We start from the raw sequence: 18,593 nt of genomic DNA, 5'->3' as shown, positions 1-18,593 counted from the left end.
ACCCTGCCCCCAACTAAGCAAAACATTTAAAGCAATTACATCAGTTTGCACGGCAAGCCACAAACAAGTTTTGACTTATTTTGACTTGCCGGCAGCACTTATTTACGACACTTACTTACAGCACTTACTTGCAACAATTAGGCAGCCGGGAAGAAATAAGCGATTTCAACTTTTGCCGCTTCAACTGCGTCCGAACCGTGTACTGCGTTAGCGTCGATCGAATCAGCGAAATCAGCACGGATAGTGCCTTTTTCTGCCTTCTTAGGATCGGTTGCGCCCATCAGGTCGCGGTGCTTCAATACTGCGTTTTCGCCTTCCAGCGCTTGAATCATCACTGGACCGGAGATCATGAAATCAACCAGGTCCTTGAAGAAAGGACGCTCGCTGTGAACAGCGTAGAAGCCTTCAGCTTCTGCGCGCGACAGATGTGTCATGCGGGCAGCAACGATTTTCAGGCCAGCGTTTTCAAAACGGGTGTAAATTTGGCCGATTACGTTCTTTGCGACTGCGTCCGGTTTGATAATCGACAGGGTGCGTTCAATTGCCATCTGAAAAACTCCAATAAAAAGAAAGGGTTAAGGTGCTTATTTAAATGATCGCCTAATGATTCAAAATGAATTCAAGCTAATTCAATCAACCTTTGATTTTAACACGAAACACCTATATAGAATCGTCAAAACCAGCCAAAACGCAAGTTGCCGGTCATTAAGCAGCGTAGACAACGCGCAGAGAACCACTTTGCGGCTTTACTGTCTGATGTAGAGATGTGTCGGTAAATGCTATGATCGCAACAGTTTAATACTTTTGCAATTTTCAAAGGAGTTCCTGATGGATCAAAATCTGCAATCGACCTACTCGCCGGGCAGCACCGCACTGAGCGTGCAGCACCGCGTACTGCGCAATACGTACTGGCTGCTGGCAATATCCATGCTGCCGACGATTGCCGGCGCCTGGCTTGGGGTACAGATGGATTTCAGTTTCTTTAGAAACAGTCCGCTGATCGGCTTCATGGCCTTCATGGCCGTGGCGTTTGGTTTCTTTTATGCAATTGAAAAGACCAAAAACAGCGGCTGGGGCGTATTGCTCCTGCTCGGCTTCACCTTCTTCATGGGCCTGATGCTGTCACGCCTGATCGGCCATACGCTGGTTGGCTTCTCCAACGGCGCCACACTGATCATGATGGCTTTCGGCGGCACTGCCAGTGTTTTTGTTGTCATGGCAAGCATCGCAACGGTCAGCAAACGTGATTTCTCTAACATGGGAAAATGGCTGTTTGCCGGCGTAGTCGTGCTGCTGCTGGCGTCTCTGGCGAATGTTTTCCTGCAGATACCAGCGCTTTACCTGGCGGTATCGGTAATTGCCATCGCGATTTTCTCGGCCTACATCTTGTATGACGTACAACGCATCATCAACGGCGGCGAGACAAATTACATTTCGGCAACACTGAGTCTGTACCTGGATGTCTACAACATCTTTGTCAATCTGCTGTCCCTGTTAGGCATTTTCGGCGGTAACCGGAACTGAGTGAAACCTGTTGTTCATGCAAAAAACCGGCCTTTTGGCCGGTTTTTTATTTGTGGCGTCAAACCCATTGCTCAGGGTAAATCAAACACCGCCATCGATTCCACGTGCGCAGTATGCGGAAACATGTTCACCACTCCCGCCTGGCTCAAGCGATAGCCGCCAGCCATCAGCAAGCCGGCGTCACGCGCCAAGGTTGAAGGGTTGCAGGAGACGTACACAATCCGCTTTGGCATCAGCGATGCCTGGCCAATTGCCGCCAGGCCAACGATCGCCTCGCACACTGCCGCTGCGCCATCTCGCGGCGGATCGATCAGCATCCGGTCGAACTTGCCCAGTGCGACAAAATCCTCGGCGCTCGCCTCAAACAGATTGCGGCAATAAAAAGTGGTTTTGTCGCCCAGCTGATTCACTGCGGCATTCTCGCCCGCACGATTAATCAGGGCCTGACTACCTTCGATACCGACCACTTCCTGCGCCTGGGTAGCCAGGGGCAGAGTGAAATTTCCCAGGCCGCAAAACAGATCCGCCACCCGCTCATGCGGCTGCACATCCAGCAAACGCAAGGCACGTGCCACCATTACCCGGTTGATCTGGTGATTCACCTGGGTGAAATCGGTGGGCTTGAAAGGCATGCGCACGCCGAATTCCGGCAAGGTGTAATACAACTCGCTCTGTTCGGGATAAAACGGATAAGCGCTGTCCGGGCCAGCGGTTTGCAGCCACCAGCTGACTTGATATTGGTCGGCGAACGCTTTCAGCTTGATCTCGTCGTCTGCCGTCAACGCAGCCATGATGCGCAATACCAGTGCCGTAACCTTGCCTTGCGCCCCCTCGCCGATCGCCAGTTCGATCTGCGGAATATGGTCGATCAGGCTCAGCGAACCGATCAGATGGCGCAACGGCACCAGCATCGCCGAGACATTCGCCGGCAAGACTTCACAGGCTTTCATGTCCGTGATGAAAGATGATTTTCTTTCATGAAAACCGACCAGCACCCCGCCTTTTTTTGGCACATTACGCACCGAAATACGAGCGCGGTAACGATATCCCCAGGTCGGTCCGTAAATCGGGCGCAACATTGATTCCGCCTTGACCTTGCTGATATGCCACAAATTATCTTCCAGCACCCGCTGCTTGATGGCTACCTGCGCAGTCGGCTCCAGATGCTGCATGGCGCAGCCGCCGCACAGGCCGAATACCGCGCAGCGCGGCTTTACCCGCAATACCGATTCGTTGTGCAAGGCGGTCATGGTGGCCGCTTCCCATTTCGGTTTCTTGCGATACGACACGAAACTGACGCGCTCGCCCGGCAAAGCGCCCTCGACAAAAATGACCTTGCCCTGGCTGCCGTCTTCATTTTGCAGATGGCCGATCCCGCGCGCATCCATGTCGAGGGATTTGATATCGATAGTATCTTGTTGCATAGAAAATTCTAGAATTACGGGAAAGTGCTCAAGAGCCGCCAAGGTGTGCCTTGTGGCGAATTACGCTGTCCCTGGCTGATCAGATGAAGGGGTGGATTATAAAGAAAAAAGCGAGAAAAAAAGCGAGAAAAAATGCAGCGGCGCCATGTTTGCCCGAACGGGCACCCAATATTTACCTTATGCGCAACCTGAGCCCACGCTACAAAAAGGAGTCCTTGCCGACACCTTTGGCGCCCAGCAGGCGTTTCAGCTTGATCAATGCCTCTTGCTGAATCTGCCGCACCCGCTCGCGCGTAACGCCTATTTCAGCCGCCAACTCTTCCAGCGTCGAAGGATCGTCATTATCGAGCCCAAAACGGCGCATGATCACGTTACGCTGCTTGTCCGTCAGCTTTTCCAGCCAAACCCGCACCAGGATCGACATTTCCTGCTGTTCGGCGCGCGAATCGGGATTTTCCTCAGTCGCGCTCGGCAACAGATCCATCAGGCTGGCGAGCGGATCCTGGTCCAGCGGCGCATCCAGCGATGCCGCATGCTCCGACAGCGCCAGCACATCCTGCACATCTTCCACCGGACGGTCCACCAGATGGGCGATATCCTCAGCGCTGGCATCCTTGCCGTCGTGGTGCTGCGCTTCCAGGTGGTATTTGGCACGCAGAATCTGATTCAATTCGCGCACCATGTGCACCGGCAAGCGGACGGTGCGCGCCTGGTTCATGATGGCGCGCTCGATACTCTGACGTATCCACCAGGTGGCATAAGTAGAAAAGCGGAAGCCGCGCTCGGGCTCGAACTTGTCGATCGCCCGCATCAGGCCGAGATTGCCTTCCTCGATCAAATCGAGCAAGGCTACGCCACGGTTGATATAGTGCTTGGCAATCGACACCACCAGGCGCAGATTGTGCTCGATCATTTTCTGACGAGCTTCAAAATTGCCTTGTTTCGCCAAGGTCGCGAAATGCACTTCTTCCGTCACCGACAATAGCGGCCGGGTGCCGATCTGATTCAGGTAGTGTTGCGTGGTGTCGGTCGACAGCTCGGCTGCCAACACTTTCTTGAGCTCTTCGACACCATCAACCACAACGACGACGCCATCAACCACGACTTCGTCGTCTGCGTCCTGTCCGGCGACGGCAGCATCGATATCCTCTTGATCGTCGTCGGCAAGCTGCTCCGACGATGCATCATGCTCGTCATCCTGATGATCTGTCGGCCGTTTGCTCATTTATCGATTAGGTAAGAATTTCGATGGATCGACAGGTTTGCCCTGCTGGCGAATTTCGAAGTGCAGCTTGACTGAATCGCTGTCCGAATTCCCCATTTCGGCAATCTTCTGGCCTTTGCTCACCGTCTGCCCCTCTTTCACCAAGATAGTCTTATTATGCGCGTAAGCGGACAACAAGTTGCTGGTATGTTTGATGATAACCAAATTACCGTAACCGCGAATACCGCTACCCGCATACATCACCTTGCCGCCGGCTGCCGCAACCACGGACTGCCCGGCCTTGCCGGAAATATCGATGCCTTTCTTGCCTTGATCGAAAGAGCCGACCTGCTTGCCTTCTGCCGGCCACATCCAGTCCACACGATCCTCATCGCCGGACGACGGCGCCGCCGAGGCTGCGGTATTGGCTGCGGTATTGGCCGCAGCAGTAGCAGCAGACGCCGCGGCTGCCGGCGCCGCCTTCGGCGCCTCGCTGGAGGATGCCGCATCCGGCTTTTGCAACTCCGCCAGCGCGCTATCGGAATACGGACGCTTGTCGCCACGCGGCCCGCTCTTGTTGCCGGCATTGCCGGAATTACCTGCCGCAGCAGTGGACGACGCCGCCGACAGCGACCTTACCTCAACCCCTGAGCCGGACGCCACATTGCCAATCTGCGCGCCACCGGTGGACCCTGAGCTGCCATCCGGGGGCTGGACCCGCAAAACCTGGCCGACTTTGATGTCATTGGCGTTTTCCAGCTTGTTCCAGGCCACGATATCACGATAGCTTTGACCGAATTCAAGTGCAATCCGATACAAGGTATCGCCCGGTTTGACTGTATAAGAACCGCGCCCTTCCGCCGCGCGTGAGGTATCGGGTGCCGCCGTGCCAGCTACATTGCCACTTGGGCGCCGTTCCACAACCGGAGCGGGAGTACGCGGAGTGGTGCATGCGGCAAGCGTACCTACCATTAATCCCAAAGCTATAAAGCGAGTTTTCTTCATTCTCATTACATTTATTTGTATGTGCGACAAAGTCGCTGATTATTCGTTGATATATTCGTCGGCATATACGTCGGCATATACGTCAATTTTTTCGTCAATTTATTCTTCAAACCACACCAGCATCACTCAAACCGTCCCGGCACGCAAAGGCACAAAATGACAGTCTTCCAGTGTGGTACTGGTCCAATCAAATTTACTTGTTCGCTGGATGAGCTGCAGTACTTGATGACGGGAACCGACCGGCGCCACCAAACGGCCGCCGATCGTCAATTGGTCCAGTAAAGCTTGCGGTACTTCGAGGCCGGCTGCAGCCAGTATGATACCGTCGAAAGGGGCAACTTGGGGCAGGCCAAGCATACCATCTCCATAATGCAAGCGGATATTGGCGATCCGCAGCGGACGCAAATTGCTTCTCGCCAGTTCGTGCAAGGGCTTGATCCGTTCTATCGAATACACTTCCTTCGCAACCAGCGACAGCACCGCCGCCTGGTAGCCGCAACCGGTGCCGATTTCCAGCACGCGATTCAAGACGCCGCCTTGCTGGTTGTCGCGCATGATCTCTATCATGCGCGCCACGATATACGGCTGCGAAATAGTCTGATGATGGCCGATCGGCAACGAGGCATCTATGTATGCCTGGCTGGACAAGCCCGGCTCCATGAACATATGGCGTGGCACCGCCTCCATGGCTGCCAGCACCCTGGCGTCGCTGACGCCCTGCCTGGCAACCCGATCCACCATGGCCTTGCGCACGCCATCGGACACCATGGAATCGGAGCGCTCGACATGACTTGCCGTTTGCGCCGGACGCGCCATCGACCTGTTTGCCGATGGAGTTGGCGCAGCGCCTGACGCGGTCCGAGGCGCAGATACTGGCCGTGAACTCTCCCAGGCCGCATTTTTGGTTGCGGTCTGCGGGGTGGCGACACTACGCTTGCTGTGATCGGTTTTGGATTTCTGGTCGACTACCGACGACAGCGTCAGCGGGAAACGCTTGGTCTTGTCGGTCATGACAAGTCTTTCCTCAGTGCCGCCAATTGTGCCGAATGCGTCAAATCGATCTGCAATGGCGTGATCGAAACGTGGCCATTGGCTGTCGCATGGAAATCGGTGCCCTCGCCGGCATCACGCGCAGCGCCTGCCGGCCCGATCCAGTAAATGTCGCGGCCATGCGGATCCTTGTCCTTGATGACAGCTTCAGATTCATGCCGCTTTCCCAGTCGGGTCGCGACTGCGGTTTTCAGTTGATCGTAAGGCAGGTTGGGAATATTCACATTCAGCAAATAGGGGTGCGGCAGATTGTCAAAGCGGCGCTCGACGATTTCACGCGCCACCGTGGCCGCCGCCTCCAACTCATCCCAGCCTTTGTGCAGTTGCGAAAAAGCGATAGCGGGAATGCCAAACAGGAAACCCTCGGTGGCCGCCGCCACGGTGCCGGAATAAAGCGTGTCATCGCCCATGTTCTGGCCTTGATTGATACCTGAAACAATCAGGTCCGGACGAAAATTGAGCAAACCGGTCAAGGCTATGTGCACGCAATCAGATGGCGTCCCATTCACAAAATAAAACCCGTTGTCAGCGCGCTTCACAGATAAAGGCCGATCCAGCGTCAGCGAGTTGGAAGAGCCGGAACGATTGCTATCCGGGGCTACCACCACGATTTCGGCAATCGGTGTCAGTACATTCGCAAGAGCGATAATGCCCGGCGCCAAGTAACCATCGTCGTTGCTGATCAATATTTTCATATTTTGATTTTACCCGAAGCAATGTTACTGATTTATGAAGATTTTTGAAAATTATCCAGCTGCACTCTATAGACCCACAAGAGTGCGGTTTGGTTGCCTTTTAAGCATGCAAATCATGCGTTTGTAAAATTATGTTGCAGCGCCGCACAAAATCCACAATATACGCGTTAAAACAGGTATTGTTAGCGCTATCAAGATTACATTAACAAGTGTCTCCAACCGGCACACGGGTTAACGCTGTATGCGTTAAAGCTAAACCGCCGCCGGCCTACATCAGACAGGAACAACGTCCGGCGGCAAGACCGCTGTTCAAGCACCCTACCTGTTTAAACGATCAAGGAGCCTCCATGACATCGTACCGAGTCCGCAACACTCTCCCCATTAGCGCCGCCCCGCTGAACGCCTGGACCGACTTGCTGTTTAAAGCGGGGGAAATGATGAGCGCCTCTGCGCAGGTGATCGGCCACCGCACCGCCCGGATGGCGCTAGCCGGACCGACGCCAAACCAGCGCGACCGCAATGAATTCAATTTGATGAGTCAGGAAAAAATGGAAGTGGCCGCGGAGTCGGCCCACGCCATGGCAATTCGGATAATGAGCTTGCATCAGGAAGTTGCCAGCCTGGCGATACAACACATGCTGGACGGCGCCGCCAACCTGATGTCGGTGGCCAGCAGCAGCACGCTGCATCAATCCGGGCACCGGCAGAGCAAACTGGCGCATGACACCATCCGCAACTCCGCCGAGGCGGTCTCGCAGTTCAACACTTCGCTGGCGAATATCGCCCAAACCGGATTGCATCCGATCCACGCACGGGCGACAGCCAACGCAAAACGTTTGAAGAAACTCTGAGAGATGGCGGGATTAGCAGGGTGGATACATCGTGCCCACCCTGCTTCTTGCTATTTCGACGCAGCTTTTTAGATCAATCGGTACCGTATTTCGACGAATACGGACCATACAGGATGCCGTTCGGCTGTTGAGTCGACAATAATCGCTGACTGGTCAAACCTGCAATGGTGAACCCCTTGTCAGTAACGTTGTTGACGATCTGATTGACGGCCGCCGTAACCAGCGCCCCGATCAGGCCGCCGCCACTATTACTTCCTTCGGCGCTGGATGCACTGGCGGTACCGGACCACAACAGGGCTCCGCTTTTCAAGTCCATCAGTTTGGCATTGGCGGTTACCACCACGGCGCTGTTAATCACCGTATAAACCGAACCGTACTTGCTGACAGTGACGTACAGCGCAGCATCGGCGCCGAAGATTTCCTGCAATTTAGCCGGCGCGATACCGTGACTGTCTGCCGCTGTAGTCATGCCGTTTTGCTTGAGCGTTTCATCGACCAGCGCCACAGGCAACACATAATAACCAGCCTCGGCCAACGGGTAACTCATTTGCGACAGCATGCTGTAGGTCGCCTTGACATCTGGCGACTCATTCAGCGGCGGCAATATCAAGATGGTTTTAGGACGGCTTTGCTTGTACGCCGTATAGTCAAGTTGCTTGACCGGCGCAGCACAACCCGCCGCCAGAATCACCACGGACAAACAAACAAATGATTTCAGAATCTTTTCTAACATGTCCATCCTCTTATTTTTTGAATTTTCTCATCAGGAAATCCATGTAAGTCGACGATTCCGGAAACAGTTCTTTCTCTGTCTGGAACTCCTGCACCACTTGCTCGTCTTTTCCCAGGCTGGCATATAACATTCCCAGTTGAGCGTGATACCCCGGTGGCGGCTTGCTGCCGGTCGCACGGATTTTCTGCAGATCGCGCTCCAGGATTGTCACCTGCTCTACCGAAGACTGTCCCTTGAAGTATTCATAGACCTGCGGCTGATAACTCTCCCACTGATAAAGCGGTTTGGGTGGTGTGTTGCAGCCTGCAAGCAAGGCGCAGGCCGTCAAGGCAAATGGCAACGCATGCCGTTTTGCAAATTTGTTCTTCATGATATTTAGCGAATTCCGGGTTGTTATTATTTAGCAGGTTGCCAGGCGCCGGAATCGATAGCGGCGGTCAGATTATTGATCGCTTCACGCATCGCCAGGTCAAGCACTTTGCCGTTCAGCGTGGAGTCGTAGCTGGCGGTGCCGCCAAAACCGATGATCTCGCGCGCGGCCAGATTGTATTCACCCGCACCCTGGGTGGAATACACCACTTCGGAAGTCTTGATGTTAACAATGTTCAGGTTCACTTTGGCATAAGCGGTCTGTGTCTTGCCGCGGCCGAGGATACCGAACAGCTGCTGATCGCCGACTTCTTTGCGGCCGAACTCCGTGACATCGCCGGTGACGACGAAATCAGCACCCTTCAAAGCCTGGGCCTGCTTCTTCAGCGCAGCCTCTTGCTTGATCTCTTCCATATTGTCCCGATCAAGGACATTGAAGCGATTGGTTTGCTGGAGATGCGTAATCAGAATGGTCTTGGCTTGTCCACCCAGGCGGTCAACGCCGTCGGAAAAGATGCCGCGCATATAGCTGGAGCGGTTATCGAATTTACCAACCGCGATCAGGGTGCGCGCCCCATTGTATGGCTTGTTGGCAGTCTCGACCTTCTGCACCTGCACTGCGTTGGAGGTCTCGGTGGCGCATCCACCCAGCGCGGACAGCAGCGCGCCGGCCGCCAGAATCGGAATCAATCTAATTTGTTTCAATGGCTCATCTCCACATCTCCCCATGGGGGGAATCGACAATAAGATTAAAAATAGCTGAAGAACCAGCCGTGATTTTCTGCGTTAACTGACCGCCTCCGAGTTGACATTTCGACTCGAAAAGTTGTCAGGGCGCAAAATTTAACACTCTTACAAAATTTCGTCTATCGAATGGATGTGTTTTTTGCAATATCTGGAAAAGTGTTGTTTTTAGGCATGATTATTCATGCCCCGTTAAATGCCGTCGATGGGGTGTACGAGCTACAAATCTAAGGAAGAACGTCAGGGGAAATCGGTAGTTGCTCAGCGGTGGCTCAGTGGCTACCCAATTGCTGCGACCAAGCCGACGGCGTATCGCCATGCAGGCAAATCCGAGCAACCGATTGCAAGCGATCGCGACTGCATAACGTCATTGCCAAACCTTGCGTCGACCAGGTGCGGGCATGCCAATCCGGCCCCGATCGTAAACGTACTCCGACGGCTACTTGCTCAAGTGAAGGGGTGGCACGCTCCTGAGCCGACATCAGTTTGAACAGCGCCTCTTTGCTGCTCCACATGGTATAAAAGTCCGCCACTTTATCGCCCGCAGGACGGCTGGACAACCAGTTGCTTTCGGCCTCGGAAAAAGCGGCACGGCCGATAGCTTCGACGTCGCGTTCAGCATCCAGTGTCTCTATATCGAGACCCAGCGCGGTATCTCCGCTGACGGCACAAGCTACCCAGCCGCGGCTGTGCGACAAACTGAAGTGAGCGGGCGTGGTGTTGGTGGCGTTGGCGGCAGGCAGTTGCACCAATGGCGCACGGTTCTTACGCTCGGTGACGCACACGGCGTCAGGTGCGATGCCGGCAAGGCGGGCGACCGCAAAACGCAGCAATATCCGTCCCAGCAAAAATTCACTCTGGCGCAACGGCCGCAGGAACCGCTGGTAACGCAACAGTTCCCCGGCACTTAAACAGGCAAGGAAGCGGTTGCGGTCATCGTCCTTCAACTGATTGGCGTTGTGCAGCAGGATGACCGCGGATGGCATGGGGAGTGTTAATCCAGGCGCTTGAAAATCAACGATGTATTGATGCCGCCAAACGCAAAATTATTCGACATGAAATATTCGCATTGCAAATTGCGGCCCTCATCGACTATGTAGTCCAGCTCGGCACACTGCGGGTCCACTTGCGTCAGGTTGATAGTCGGAGCAAACCAGTCGGATCGCATCATTTCGATACCAACCCAGGCTTCCAGAGCACCGCAGGCGCCTAGTGTATGGCCGGTATAACTCTTCAGCGAGCTGATCGGCGTATTCCGGCCGAATACGGCAGCAGTCGCATGGGATTCGGCAATATCTCCCTGTTCGGTGCCGGTGCCATGCGCATTGATATAACCGATCGCCTCTATCGGCAATGCGGCATCGGCCAGTGCCAGCGTCATCGCGACCTGCATGGTTTCCGCATTCGGATGGGTGACATGACAGCCATCGCTATTAGTGCCGAAACCGACGATTTCAGCATACATCTTTGCGCCCCTGGCGCGCGCATGTTCAAAATCTTCCAAAATCAGGCTGCCGGCGCCCTCGCCAATCACCAAACCGTCGCGGCGGCTGTCAAATGGCCGCGGCGTCATGGCTGGCGTGTCATTGCGCACGCTGGTGGCAAACAACGTATCGAATACCGCTGCTTCGGTAGCGCATAATTCCTCGGCGCCGCCGGCGACCATGATTTGCTGGCGGCCGCTGCGAATCGTCTCGTAGGCGTAACCGATACCCTGGCTGCCGGAAGTGCAGGCGCTGGAAGTCGTGATAACCCGGCCGGTAATACCGAAAAACACGCCTATATTGACGGGCGCCGTATGCGCCATCATTTTGATATAGGTGGTGGCGTTGATACCGCGCGTGCTGCGTTCGTCCATCATCCGGCCAAAATCGCCAATCGCCTGCGGCGTACCGGCAGATGAACCGTAGGCGATTCCGCAAGCGCCACTTTGCAGCACCGGATCGTCAATCAGGCCGGCGTCGATCAATGCCAGTTCGCTCGCCCGCGTCGCCATCAACGCCACCCGCCCCATGCTGCGCATGCTCTTGCGGTTATAGCGATCGGATAAACTGAATTCCGCAGCGGGGGCGCCTAACTGGGTGTTCAAGCCATCGTAACCGGCCCATTCTTCCATCCGTACTATGGCGTTGCGATAGCTGCCGAGATGCGCCCGAATGCTGTTCCAGTCGTTACCGATCGGGCTGATGCCGGCCATGCCGGTCACCACTACCCGACGTTCTGCCGCGGTCTTGCTCGCGCTCATGCCATGCCTCCATTGACCGAAATCACCTGGCGCGTGATATATGCAGCGTCGACATGCATCAGGAATGCCACTGTCGCCGCAACTTCCTCCGGTTTGCCGACCCGACGCGCCGGGATCAGTTTGAGTGCCTCATCCAACGGTACCTCGTTGATCATGTCGGTTTCTATCAAGCCGGGGGCGACGCAATTGACCGTGATGTTGCGCTTGGCCAGCTCGATCGCCAACGCTTTGGTGGCGCCGATTATCCCCGCCTTGGCGGCGCTGTAGTTGACCTGTCCACGATTACCTATCAATCCCGATACCGAAGCCAGCGTCACGATGCGGCCAGGCGCGCGACGCTGCACCATTGGCATTACCAGTGGATTGAGGACATTGTAGAAACCATCCAGGTTGGTCTTCAGCACCAGATCCCAATCCTCTCCCGGCATGGCGGGGAAAGCGTTGTCGCGCGCGACACCGGCATTACACACTACGCCGTAGTAACAAGCGTGCTGCTCGACATCTGCCAGCAAGGCAGCGGCGCTGGCCTGGCGATCGCCTATGTCGAATTGCAAGACCCGCGCTTGTACGCCCAGCTCACGCACGCTCTGCGCCACGGCATCGGCAGCCTCTCGCTGTTGATGGCAATGCAAGACGATATCGTAACCGTCGCGCGCCAGACGCAATGCAATGGCCTTGCCGATCCCGCGGCTGGAGCCGGTAACCAGCACACTCTTGTTCATGCGGACAGCAGGGGAATCTGCCCTGTTCAATTCCAACGTCATTCGGTACTTCCCTCAAGAAAAACAGCCGCATCAGCCGGCTGAAACACGGTAATGGTGGCGCTAGCCAGTTGCTCGCTGCCGGCATGGATCCGGCATTCGAACGATCCTATCCCATTGTCTGCCTGCAGTACTCTGTGCACATGTATTTTCAGCAGGCTGCCGACAGTAAAACCGTGACAACCGGCTTCATAGCGCCGGGTACCCAGCAAGAAACCGATTTTCACCGCCTCGCCGCGCAACTGCGCGGTATAACCGGCGTAGGCGGCAATTGCCTGCGCCATGTACTCTATGCCGACCCAGCCCGGCACGCCATGTTCATCGCAAAACATGCTGTCCGGCCGGATAGTCACCTCGGCCAGCAAATCTTCCGGCCCCACATCCAGCAACCTGTCCAGCAAGACCATGGCGCCGGAGTGCGGCAGGAAACGCCGGATATCCAAAGTATCGACCGCGCTCGGCTGATCCATGTTTGATTGACTCATCATTCACGCCCCAGCAGCAAACTTGCATTGGCGCCGCCAAATGCAAAGGAGTTACTCAAAGCCAAACGCAATGGCTGTCCAAGACGAGCGCCGACGGGCGACAGATTGAGCGGCGGCAAACCGGGATCGCTGACGCCATCCCACAAATGCGGCGGCAGCTGGCCCTGCGGATTGCTGTCTTGCATTGCCAGCCAACATAAGCCCGCTTCAATTGCACCGGCCGCTCCCAACGCATGGCCGGTAAAAGGCTTGGTCGAGCTGAGCGCCACGTGGTCGGCGAACACGGCGGCAATCGCCCGTCCTTCCATGGCATCGTTTTGCACGGTAGCAGTACCATGCAGGTTGATATAGTCGATTTGTTTCGGCGCCACACCGGCGCGCGCCAGGGCTTGTTCCATTGCGCTGCGGGCACCCGCGCCGGAAGGATCCGGTGCCGAAATATGATACCCGTCGGAAGATTCACCCCAGCCGCGCAAGCTCACTGCTGCCTCAACCTTGCTCATCAAGAACAAGGCTGCGCCCTCGCCGATATTGATACCGTTACGATTGACGCTGAACGGATTGCAGCGCGCTGTGCTGACCGACTCCAGCGCCGCAAAACCAGCCACGGTGAAGGCGCACAGAGAATCAACCCCGCCGGTCAGCACCGCATCGCATAGCCCCATATTAATCAAACGGGCAGCGCTAGCCATCGCCTTGCTGCTCGACGCACAGGCGCTGGAGTGCACATAGGCAGGCCCGGTCACGCCCAGCACCGATGCCAACGTCGCCGCCGGCGAGGCCATCTCTTGCTGTTCATAGGCAAAATCAGCAGGGAACGGGCCATTTGCCAGCCGATAGCGAAACGCCGCTTCGCTTTGTGCGATGCCGGAGGTGCTGGTGCCGAGCACGATCCCCACCTTGTCCGGACCGAACTGCTGGATGGCCGCGTCCACTTGCGGCCGGATCTGCGCCAGCGCCGCCAAAGCGAGCTGGTTATTGCGGCTGCGCTGGCCTAGAGGCAGCATGCTGATGTCGGGCAGAACAGCATCCACGCAACCCAACGCCAGTTCACGTTCTGGCTGTGGCTCCGGTCCCTGCGATTGCGAATGAGAATAGCGCGGCGTCAGGGCCACCCCGCTATCGCCGGCGAACAAGCGGCGGCCGATCTCTGCGTGGCTTTCACCAAGCGGACAAATCATGCCGAGTTGATTGAGATAAAGCATGGTTATGGCGCCGCAGCAGGTACGCCGGGGGCGGCTGAAGGTGAAGCCGGGCCGTCAGCGGCCGTGTCGCTGACCGATTCAATCGTCAGGCGATAGTGATAGCGCAAATTGTTCAGCTCCACTTTGCCATCCCATGGCGTCGGCGTGCTGTAGTTGATCACCATTACCGGCTCTCCTTGCAGCAGCAGCTTGCGCTGCAATCCATGTTGTTCGATTGTCCAGCCTGCGGGCAGCGCCTGACGGATCGCCGCCAGTGGCCATAATGTCAATTGCGTGTCTTCCAGCACGTCTTCAGCGCGTACCTGCGACGGCAGCATCGGATGACGCCAGGACTGTAAAGTCTGTCCATCATACTGCAGGCTCAGGACCCGCTGGCCAAACGCCAGCCCGACCATATTGAAGTGCTGCGGATCGATTTCCACTGCTGCATCGAGCTGGTCGATGCGGCCGTTTCTCTCGACCGTCAAATGCTGTTGCAAGCTGATATTGGCGCCCAGGCTCGCCGGCGCCAGCTTCAACCCCAGCCGTGCCGGTGCTTGCGATGCCGGCGTCGTTGTACAAGCGGCCAATGCAAGCACCGCCAACAGCACGCAAGCCCGCAAGCCAAAGCTCTGCCAACTGCGGCGGCCAGGCAAATTCAACTGCATATCTCCTCCAAAGTACTCAGGCGACGTTTGCTCTCCTTTACGTATGGATTGCTGTCGTCCCAGGCATAGCCGGCCAGGATCGCGGCAATCATGCGACGTATCTCCGGCTGCTGTTGTTCAAAAAAAATGACTTTCTGGAATCCGCCCGAGTACCAGGAATCGACAAAGGTGCGGAAAGTATCGACGCCTTTTTTCAGTGGAATCGCATATTCTTTCTCCCAATCGACGGCCTCACCGGCAAACTGACGTTGCAAAGCAGCGGTGGCCAGGCTGGCGGACTTGACTGCGATCGTGACGCCGGAAGAAAACACCGGATCGAGAAACTCCCCGGCATTGCCGAGCAAGGCATAACCTTGGCCCCAGAGCGACTTGACGTTGGACGAATAACCAACGATCTGGCGGGCCGGCGTATCCCAGTTCGCATTCTTCAGCAAGGCGCGCGATGCCGGATCTTGCATTACCAGCGTCTGCAGACGTTCGGTCTCGCTACCCTTGAACTGCTCCAGGAAAGCGGTTTCGGCGACCACGCCGATGGAACAGCGGCCGCCGGCAAACGGAATCAACCAGTACCAGACATTGCAATGTTCCGGATGCACGGTAATGCGGATCTTGTTGCGATCAAAATCAGCTGCGGCGGCGTCGATCCCATCCTCGATGTGGGTGAAAATGGCGCCGCGCACCGGAAAATTCGATGGCGTTTCCAAATCCAGCAAGCGCGACAATACGCGCCCGAAACCGCTGGCGTCCAGTACAAACCCCGCTTCCACTATGTATTCCGAGCCGTCGGCCGAATCGTCCATGTGATGCACGGTGACCCGCGGTTTTCCCCCATTCGCATCAAACGCCGTGACGGTGTGCTGATAGCGCACTTGGGCGCCCTGGCGCTCAGCTTCATTGGCCAGCACCTGGTCAAACCGGGCGCGCTGTACCTGATAGGTCGTGCCCCAGCCTGCAGAATGCTTGTCGCGGAAATCGAAATCCGTATAGCGCTCTCCGCGCACAAAAGCGGCGCCGTTCTTGTATTGGAAACCGGCTTCCACCACGGCTTGCAGCATACCGGCCTGCTGCAAATACTCCATGCTCTGCGGCAGCAAGCTTTCGCCGATGCTAAACCGTGGAAACTGCTCCCGTTCCAGCACCAGCACTTGCCGTCCTTGCTGCAACAACAACGCCGCCGCCACCGAGCCTGCCGGGCCGGCGCCGATTACCAGCACATCACACTGCTCAATTCTTGTTTGCATTTTTTTCTTCTTTTTTCTGTTGTGGGTCTGGACCTGAATCCTGGCTAAAACATGGCGCAATCAACCAGACAATGGCAATTCCAATTAACATCGTGAATCCGAATGCATGCAGCGGCGGCGTGCCGGACAACGCCAGCAGACCGAACGACAGCAAGGCGCTCGCAGCCGACAAACCGACCGTAAGCCAGGCGAAGCGATCGCGTTGCATGCTTTGTTCCTGCATGAAAATCCCGTAGTCCACGCCAAGGCCGAGAATCAGCATCAGCGCCAGCACATGGAACAATTGCAAAGGCTGCCCAAGCAAGCCGAGCATAGCCAGAGTAGCGATACTGGCAATGGCCGGCGGCGTCAGCACGCGCCAGGCCGCGCTGCGATAGCGGGTAAATAACAACAGGTAGATTGCCACATAGGCGCCTGACAATACCCACCCCATATATTGCCGGTAATGGCCTAGCACTGACGATATTTCGCTAACCTTATCAACCCAAGACACACCGTCCAGTTGTTCGGCAGCCAACTTCAGCACGGGCAGGTTGCCGTAATTATCAAGCCCGCGCAGAGCGACGATGCTGGCGTAGACGCTACCCTGCCCCCCCTTGCCTTCAACTTTTCCTAACCAGAGATGGCGCGACGGCTCGCTGGCCGCGCTCTTCAAAAATTCGGCCGGGGTAAGATCGCGGCCGCCGTTGGCGTCCGCCGCCGCGCTAAGTGCCCGGCTGCGCATTTGTGCGACCCAGCTGTCATCTTCACCGAGTTGCGCGGCCAGTGCTTTCAACGGGCCGTCTGCACCCAGCAAGGCCTGCGTGACCAAAGCGCGATTCGCGGCTTGTGCCTGCATCGACGGTGTCCAGTTGGACATCGCCTGATAGCCGCTGATAATGTGTTTGGCAATCAAGGGCTCCAGACGCAGCTTGAGCGCTTCCTCACGCTGCAATACCTGTTCCGCGCTGGCGCCGCGCACCAGGTAAAACTGCACCGGTGTCGGCGCATCCAGCAGCTTTCCCAGCTTGATCTGATCCGCCAGCAGTGCTTTCGGCGGTGTCTGCAAGGACCGGATATCGTCGTTCACCGTCAACTGCGTTATGCCGGCCACGGCAAAAATGCCGAACAATAGCGCCGCCACTGCAGAGCCACGGTTCAAACCCAGCAACGGCCAATGCCGGCGGGTCTGGCCGACCCAACCGGCAAAGGAAGAGCTTTTCAGGGTATTCGCAGTCAACAACGCTGGAAACCAGAAAATCACGGTCAACCAGGCGAACACCAAACCCAGTACCGAGAACAAGGCCATCTGCCGCAACCCGGGAAACGGGGTCAGCGCCAGGCCAACGTAACCGATCACCGCAGCGGCCAGGGTCAACACCAGGCCGGGCAACAGGCGCCGCAGCAATTGCCATGATCCCAGCGACGGATCTACCGAAACCCTGCTGCACAAGAAATATATGCCGTAATCCTGGGCCACGCCGATCAGGCTGGCGCCGAACACCAGCGTCAGCAAATGCACTTGCCCGAATATCATCCAGCACAAAGAAAAAGCGGCCATGCAACCGATGCCGATCGACAGCATGATCAACCCGATCGGCCGCAAGGAACGGAAGGTCAGCCACATCAGCAGCACGATTCCCAGCAACGAGCCGATGCCGATGGTCGACATCTCGCGGCTGGCTTGCGCGCTGCCGGCTCCCGCATGCAGGATCACGCCGGCGCTGATCAACTCGACCGTCGGCACCGCTTGCCGCGCAGCTTTGCCAGCCTGTTCCAGCAACGGCAACACTGCCTGCTGGGTCGCCATCGAGAATGCCGGCTGTTGCAGATTCAGCAGCAGCATTATGTAAGGGCGGCCCTTGTTCTCGACGAACAGATACCCGTCGCGCGGACGCACCGGCGTTTCTTGCGCACGGGCTTGCACCCAGCCGCTGAACAAGCCGAACGGATCGTCTTGCCAGGCACCCAGCTTGGGGCCGGAAAACGGACTGTACAACTGTTGCAGCGCGGTGTCGGCCCAATATTTTGGAGCTTGCTCACGCAGCATTGTCTGTTGCGCCGGTGTCAGCAAGCTGAGCCGCATCTGTTGCGACGGCGCCAGCCAGTCCTGCTGGTTTTGCGCCGACAGCTGAACCCCGGTCTGCAGCAGATCCTGATGTTTGGACAGCACCGCGTTGTAGGCATCGGCAGCGGCGCGGGCATGTTCCCAGTCATCGGCGCCAACCAGCACGATCACACGTTGCTGGGCGGCGTCGACCATATGCGTGAAAGCCTGTTGCAGCACCGGATCGCGCTGCTCGACTGGCAACAGCGCCATGATGTCGGTATCCGGCACGACGCCTTTGACCAGCCACAGATAGCCGTTGTGCGCCAACAGCAAAGCAACCGCCAAGGCCCATATCAGCGCCATGCGCTTCGGCCAGCCAGT

At 56.6% G+C, this 18,593-nt stretch carries 19 protein-coding genes; 2 read left to right on the top strand and 17 right to left on the bottom strand.

Annotated features, from left to right (window positions below):
• Positions 1 to 137: 137 nt before the first annotated feature.
• Positions 138 to 548 carry a nucleoside-diphosphate kinase gene (ndk, locus tag BM029_RS01135; protein ID WP_092415567.1) on the bottom strand — a complete coding sequence of 137 codons (411 nt, stop codon included), beginning with the start codon at positions 546 to 548 and terminating at the stop codon, positions 138 to 140.
• 280 nt (positions 549 to 828) lie between these two features.
• Here ndk and BM029_RS01130 point away from each other — a divergent pair, with 280 nt between their 5' ends.
• Positions 829 to 1,524, top strand: coding sequence for a Bax inhibitor-1/YccA family protein (locus tag BM029_RS01130; protein WP_092431821.1), 696 nt, complete (start codon positions 829 to 831; stop codon positions 1,522 to 1,524).
• Between the two features lie 71 nt (positions 1,525 to 1,595).
• Here the strand turns inward: BM029_RS01130 and rlmD are convergent, their stop codons facing one another.
• The 5 genes from rlmD to surE all read right to left on the bottom strand — a co-directional run bounded on the left by rlmD (position 1,596) and on the right by surE (position 6,902).
• Positions 1,596 to 2,948, bottom strand: a complete 1,353-nt coding sequence (rlmD, locus tag BM029_RS01125) for a 23S rRNA (uracil(1939)-C(5))-methyltransferase RlmD (RefSeq protein WP_092431819.1) — start codon at positions 2,946 to 2,948, stop codon at positions 1,596 to 1,598.
• Positions 2,949 to 3,147: 199 nt separating this feature from the next.
• Complete coding sequence (gene rpoS / locus BM029_RS01120; RefSeq protein WP_092415570.1) at positions 3,148 to 4,173, bottom strand: RNA polymerase sigma factor RpoS; 1,026 nt, start codon at positions 4,171 to 4,173, stop codon at positions 3,148 to 3,150.
• Entirely contained in the window at positions 4,174 to 5,157 is a 984-nt protein-coding gene (locus BM029_RS01115) for a peptidoglycan DD-metalloendopeptidase family protein (RefSeq protein ID WP_092431817.1), read from the bottom strand. It abuts the gene before it with no gap.
• Positions 5,158 to 5,283: 126 nt separating this feature from the next.
• Positions 5,284 to 6,168, bottom strand: coding sequence for a protein-L-isoaspartate(D-aspartate) O-methyltransferase (locus tag BM029_RS01110; RefSeq protein WP_092431816.1), 885 nt, complete (start codon positions 6,166 to 6,168; stop codon positions 5,284 to 5,286).
• Positions 6,165 to 6,902 carry a 5'/3'-nucleotidase SurE gene (gene surE, locus BM029_RS01105; protein ID WP_092431814.1) on the bottom strand — a complete coding sequence of 246 codons (738 nt, stop codon included), beginning with the start codon at positions 6,900 to 6,902 and terminating at the stop codon, positions 6,165 to 6,167. Before surE ends, BM029_RS01110 begins: the two co-directional genes overlap by 4 nt.
• A gap of 347 nt (positions 6,903 to 7,249) precedes the next feature.
• Here surE and BM029_RS01100 point away from each other — a divergent pair, with 347 nt between their 5' ends.
• Positions 7,250 to 7,753, top strand: coding sequence for a polyhydroxyalkanoate granule-associated phasin (locus BM029_RS01100; protein WP_092431812.1), 504 nt, complete (start codon positions 7,250 to 7,252; stop codon positions 7,751 to 7,753).
• Between the two features lie 73 nt (positions 7,754 to 7,826).
• Here BM029_RS01100 and BM029_RS01095 read toward each other — a convergent pair whose 3' ends face one another.
• From BM029_RS01095 to BM029_RS01045, 11 genes are all read right to left on the bottom strand, one after another.
• The gene (locus BM029_RS01095; protein WP_092432047.1) at positions 7,827 to 8,486 is read right to left on the bottom strand and encodes a DUF799 domain-containing protein; all 660 of its coding nucleotides are present in this window, start codon (positions 8,484 to 8,486) and stop codon (positions 7,827 to 7,829) included.
• A gap of 10 nt (positions 8,487 to 8,496) precedes the next feature.
• A complete protein-coding gene (locus tag BM029_RS01090; protein ID WP_092431811.1) occupies positions 8,497 to 8,856 on the bottom strand; it encodes a DUF4810 domain-containing protein in 360 nt (119 codons plus the stop codon).
• A 26-nt stretch (positions 8,857 to 8,882) separates the two neighbouring features.
• Positions 8,883 to 9,584 (bottom strand): CsgG/HfaB family protein, encoded by a 702-nt coding sequence (locus BM029_RS01085; protein ID WP_092431809.1) that lies wholly within the window; start codon positions 9,582 to 9,584, stop codon positions 8,883 to 8,885.
• A gap of 287 nt (positions 9,585 to 9,871) precedes the next feature.
• The gene (locus BM029_RS01080) at positions 9,872 to 10,585 is read right to left on the bottom strand and encodes a 4'-phosphopantetheinyl transferase family protein (RefSeq protein ID WP_092431807.1); all 714 of its coding nucleotides are present in this window, start codon (positions 10,583 to 10,585) and stop codon (positions 9,872 to 9,874) included.
• An 8-nt stretch (positions 10,586 to 10,593) separates the two neighbouring features.
• Entirely contained in the window at positions 10,594 to 11,844 is a 1,251-nt protein-coding gene (locus BM029_RS01075; protein WP_092431806.1) for a beta-ketoacyl-ACP synthase, read from the bottom strand.
• Complete coding sequence (gene fabG, locus BM029_RS01070) at positions 11,841 to 12,566, bottom strand: 3-oxoacyl-ACP reductase FabG (RefSeq protein WP_170850944.1); 726 nt, start codon at positions 12,564 to 12,566, stop codon at positions 11,841 to 11,843. Before fabG ends, BM029_RS01075 begins: the two co-directional genes overlap by 4 nt.
• 38 nt (positions 12,567 to 12,604) lie before the next feature.
• Complete coding sequence (locus BM029_RS01065) at positions 12,605 to 13,093, bottom strand: hotdog family protein (protein WP_371329069.1); 489 nt, start codon at positions 13,091 to 13,093, stop codon at positions 12,605 to 12,607.
• Entirely contained in the window at positions 13,090 to 14,295 is a 1,206-nt protein-coding gene (locus tag BM029_RS01060) for a beta-ketoacyl-ACP synthase (protein WP_092431802.1), read from the bottom strand. Before BM029_RS01060 ends, BM029_RS01065 begins: the two co-directional genes overlap by 4 nt.
• A gap of 2 nt (positions 14,296 to 14,297) precedes the next feature.
• The gene (locus tag BM029_RS01055; protein WP_092431801.1) at positions 14,298 to 14,942 is read right to left on the bottom strand and encodes a DUF3261 domain-containing protein; all 645 of its coding nucleotides are present in this window, start codon (positions 14,940 to 14,942) and stop codon (positions 14,298 to 14,300) included.
• Entirely contained in the window at positions 14,933 to 16,183 is a 1,251-nt protein-coding gene (locus tag BM029_RS01050; RefSeq protein ID WP_092431800.1) for an NAD(P)/FAD-dependent oxidoreductase, read from the bottom strand. The genes BM029_RS01055 and BM029_RS01050 overlap by 10 nt, the downstream gene beginning before the upstream one ends.
• Entirely contained in the window at positions 16,167 to 18,575 is a 2,409-nt protein-coding gene (locus BM029_RS01045) for an MMPL family transporter (protein ID WP_092431798.1), read from the bottom strand. The genes BM029_RS01050 and BM029_RS01045 overlap by 17 nt, the downstream gene beginning before the upstream one ends.
• Positions 18,576 to 18,593: the final 18 nt, after the last annotated feature.

The organism is Collimonas sp. OK607 (assembly GCF_900111995.1).
GTDB lineage: Bacteria > Pseudomonadota > Gammaproteobacteria > Burkholderiales > Burkholderiaceae_D > Collimonas.
The sequence above is the reverse complement of the archived record's forward strand: the minus strand, read 5'-3'. Positions and strand labels throughout refer to the sequence as shown.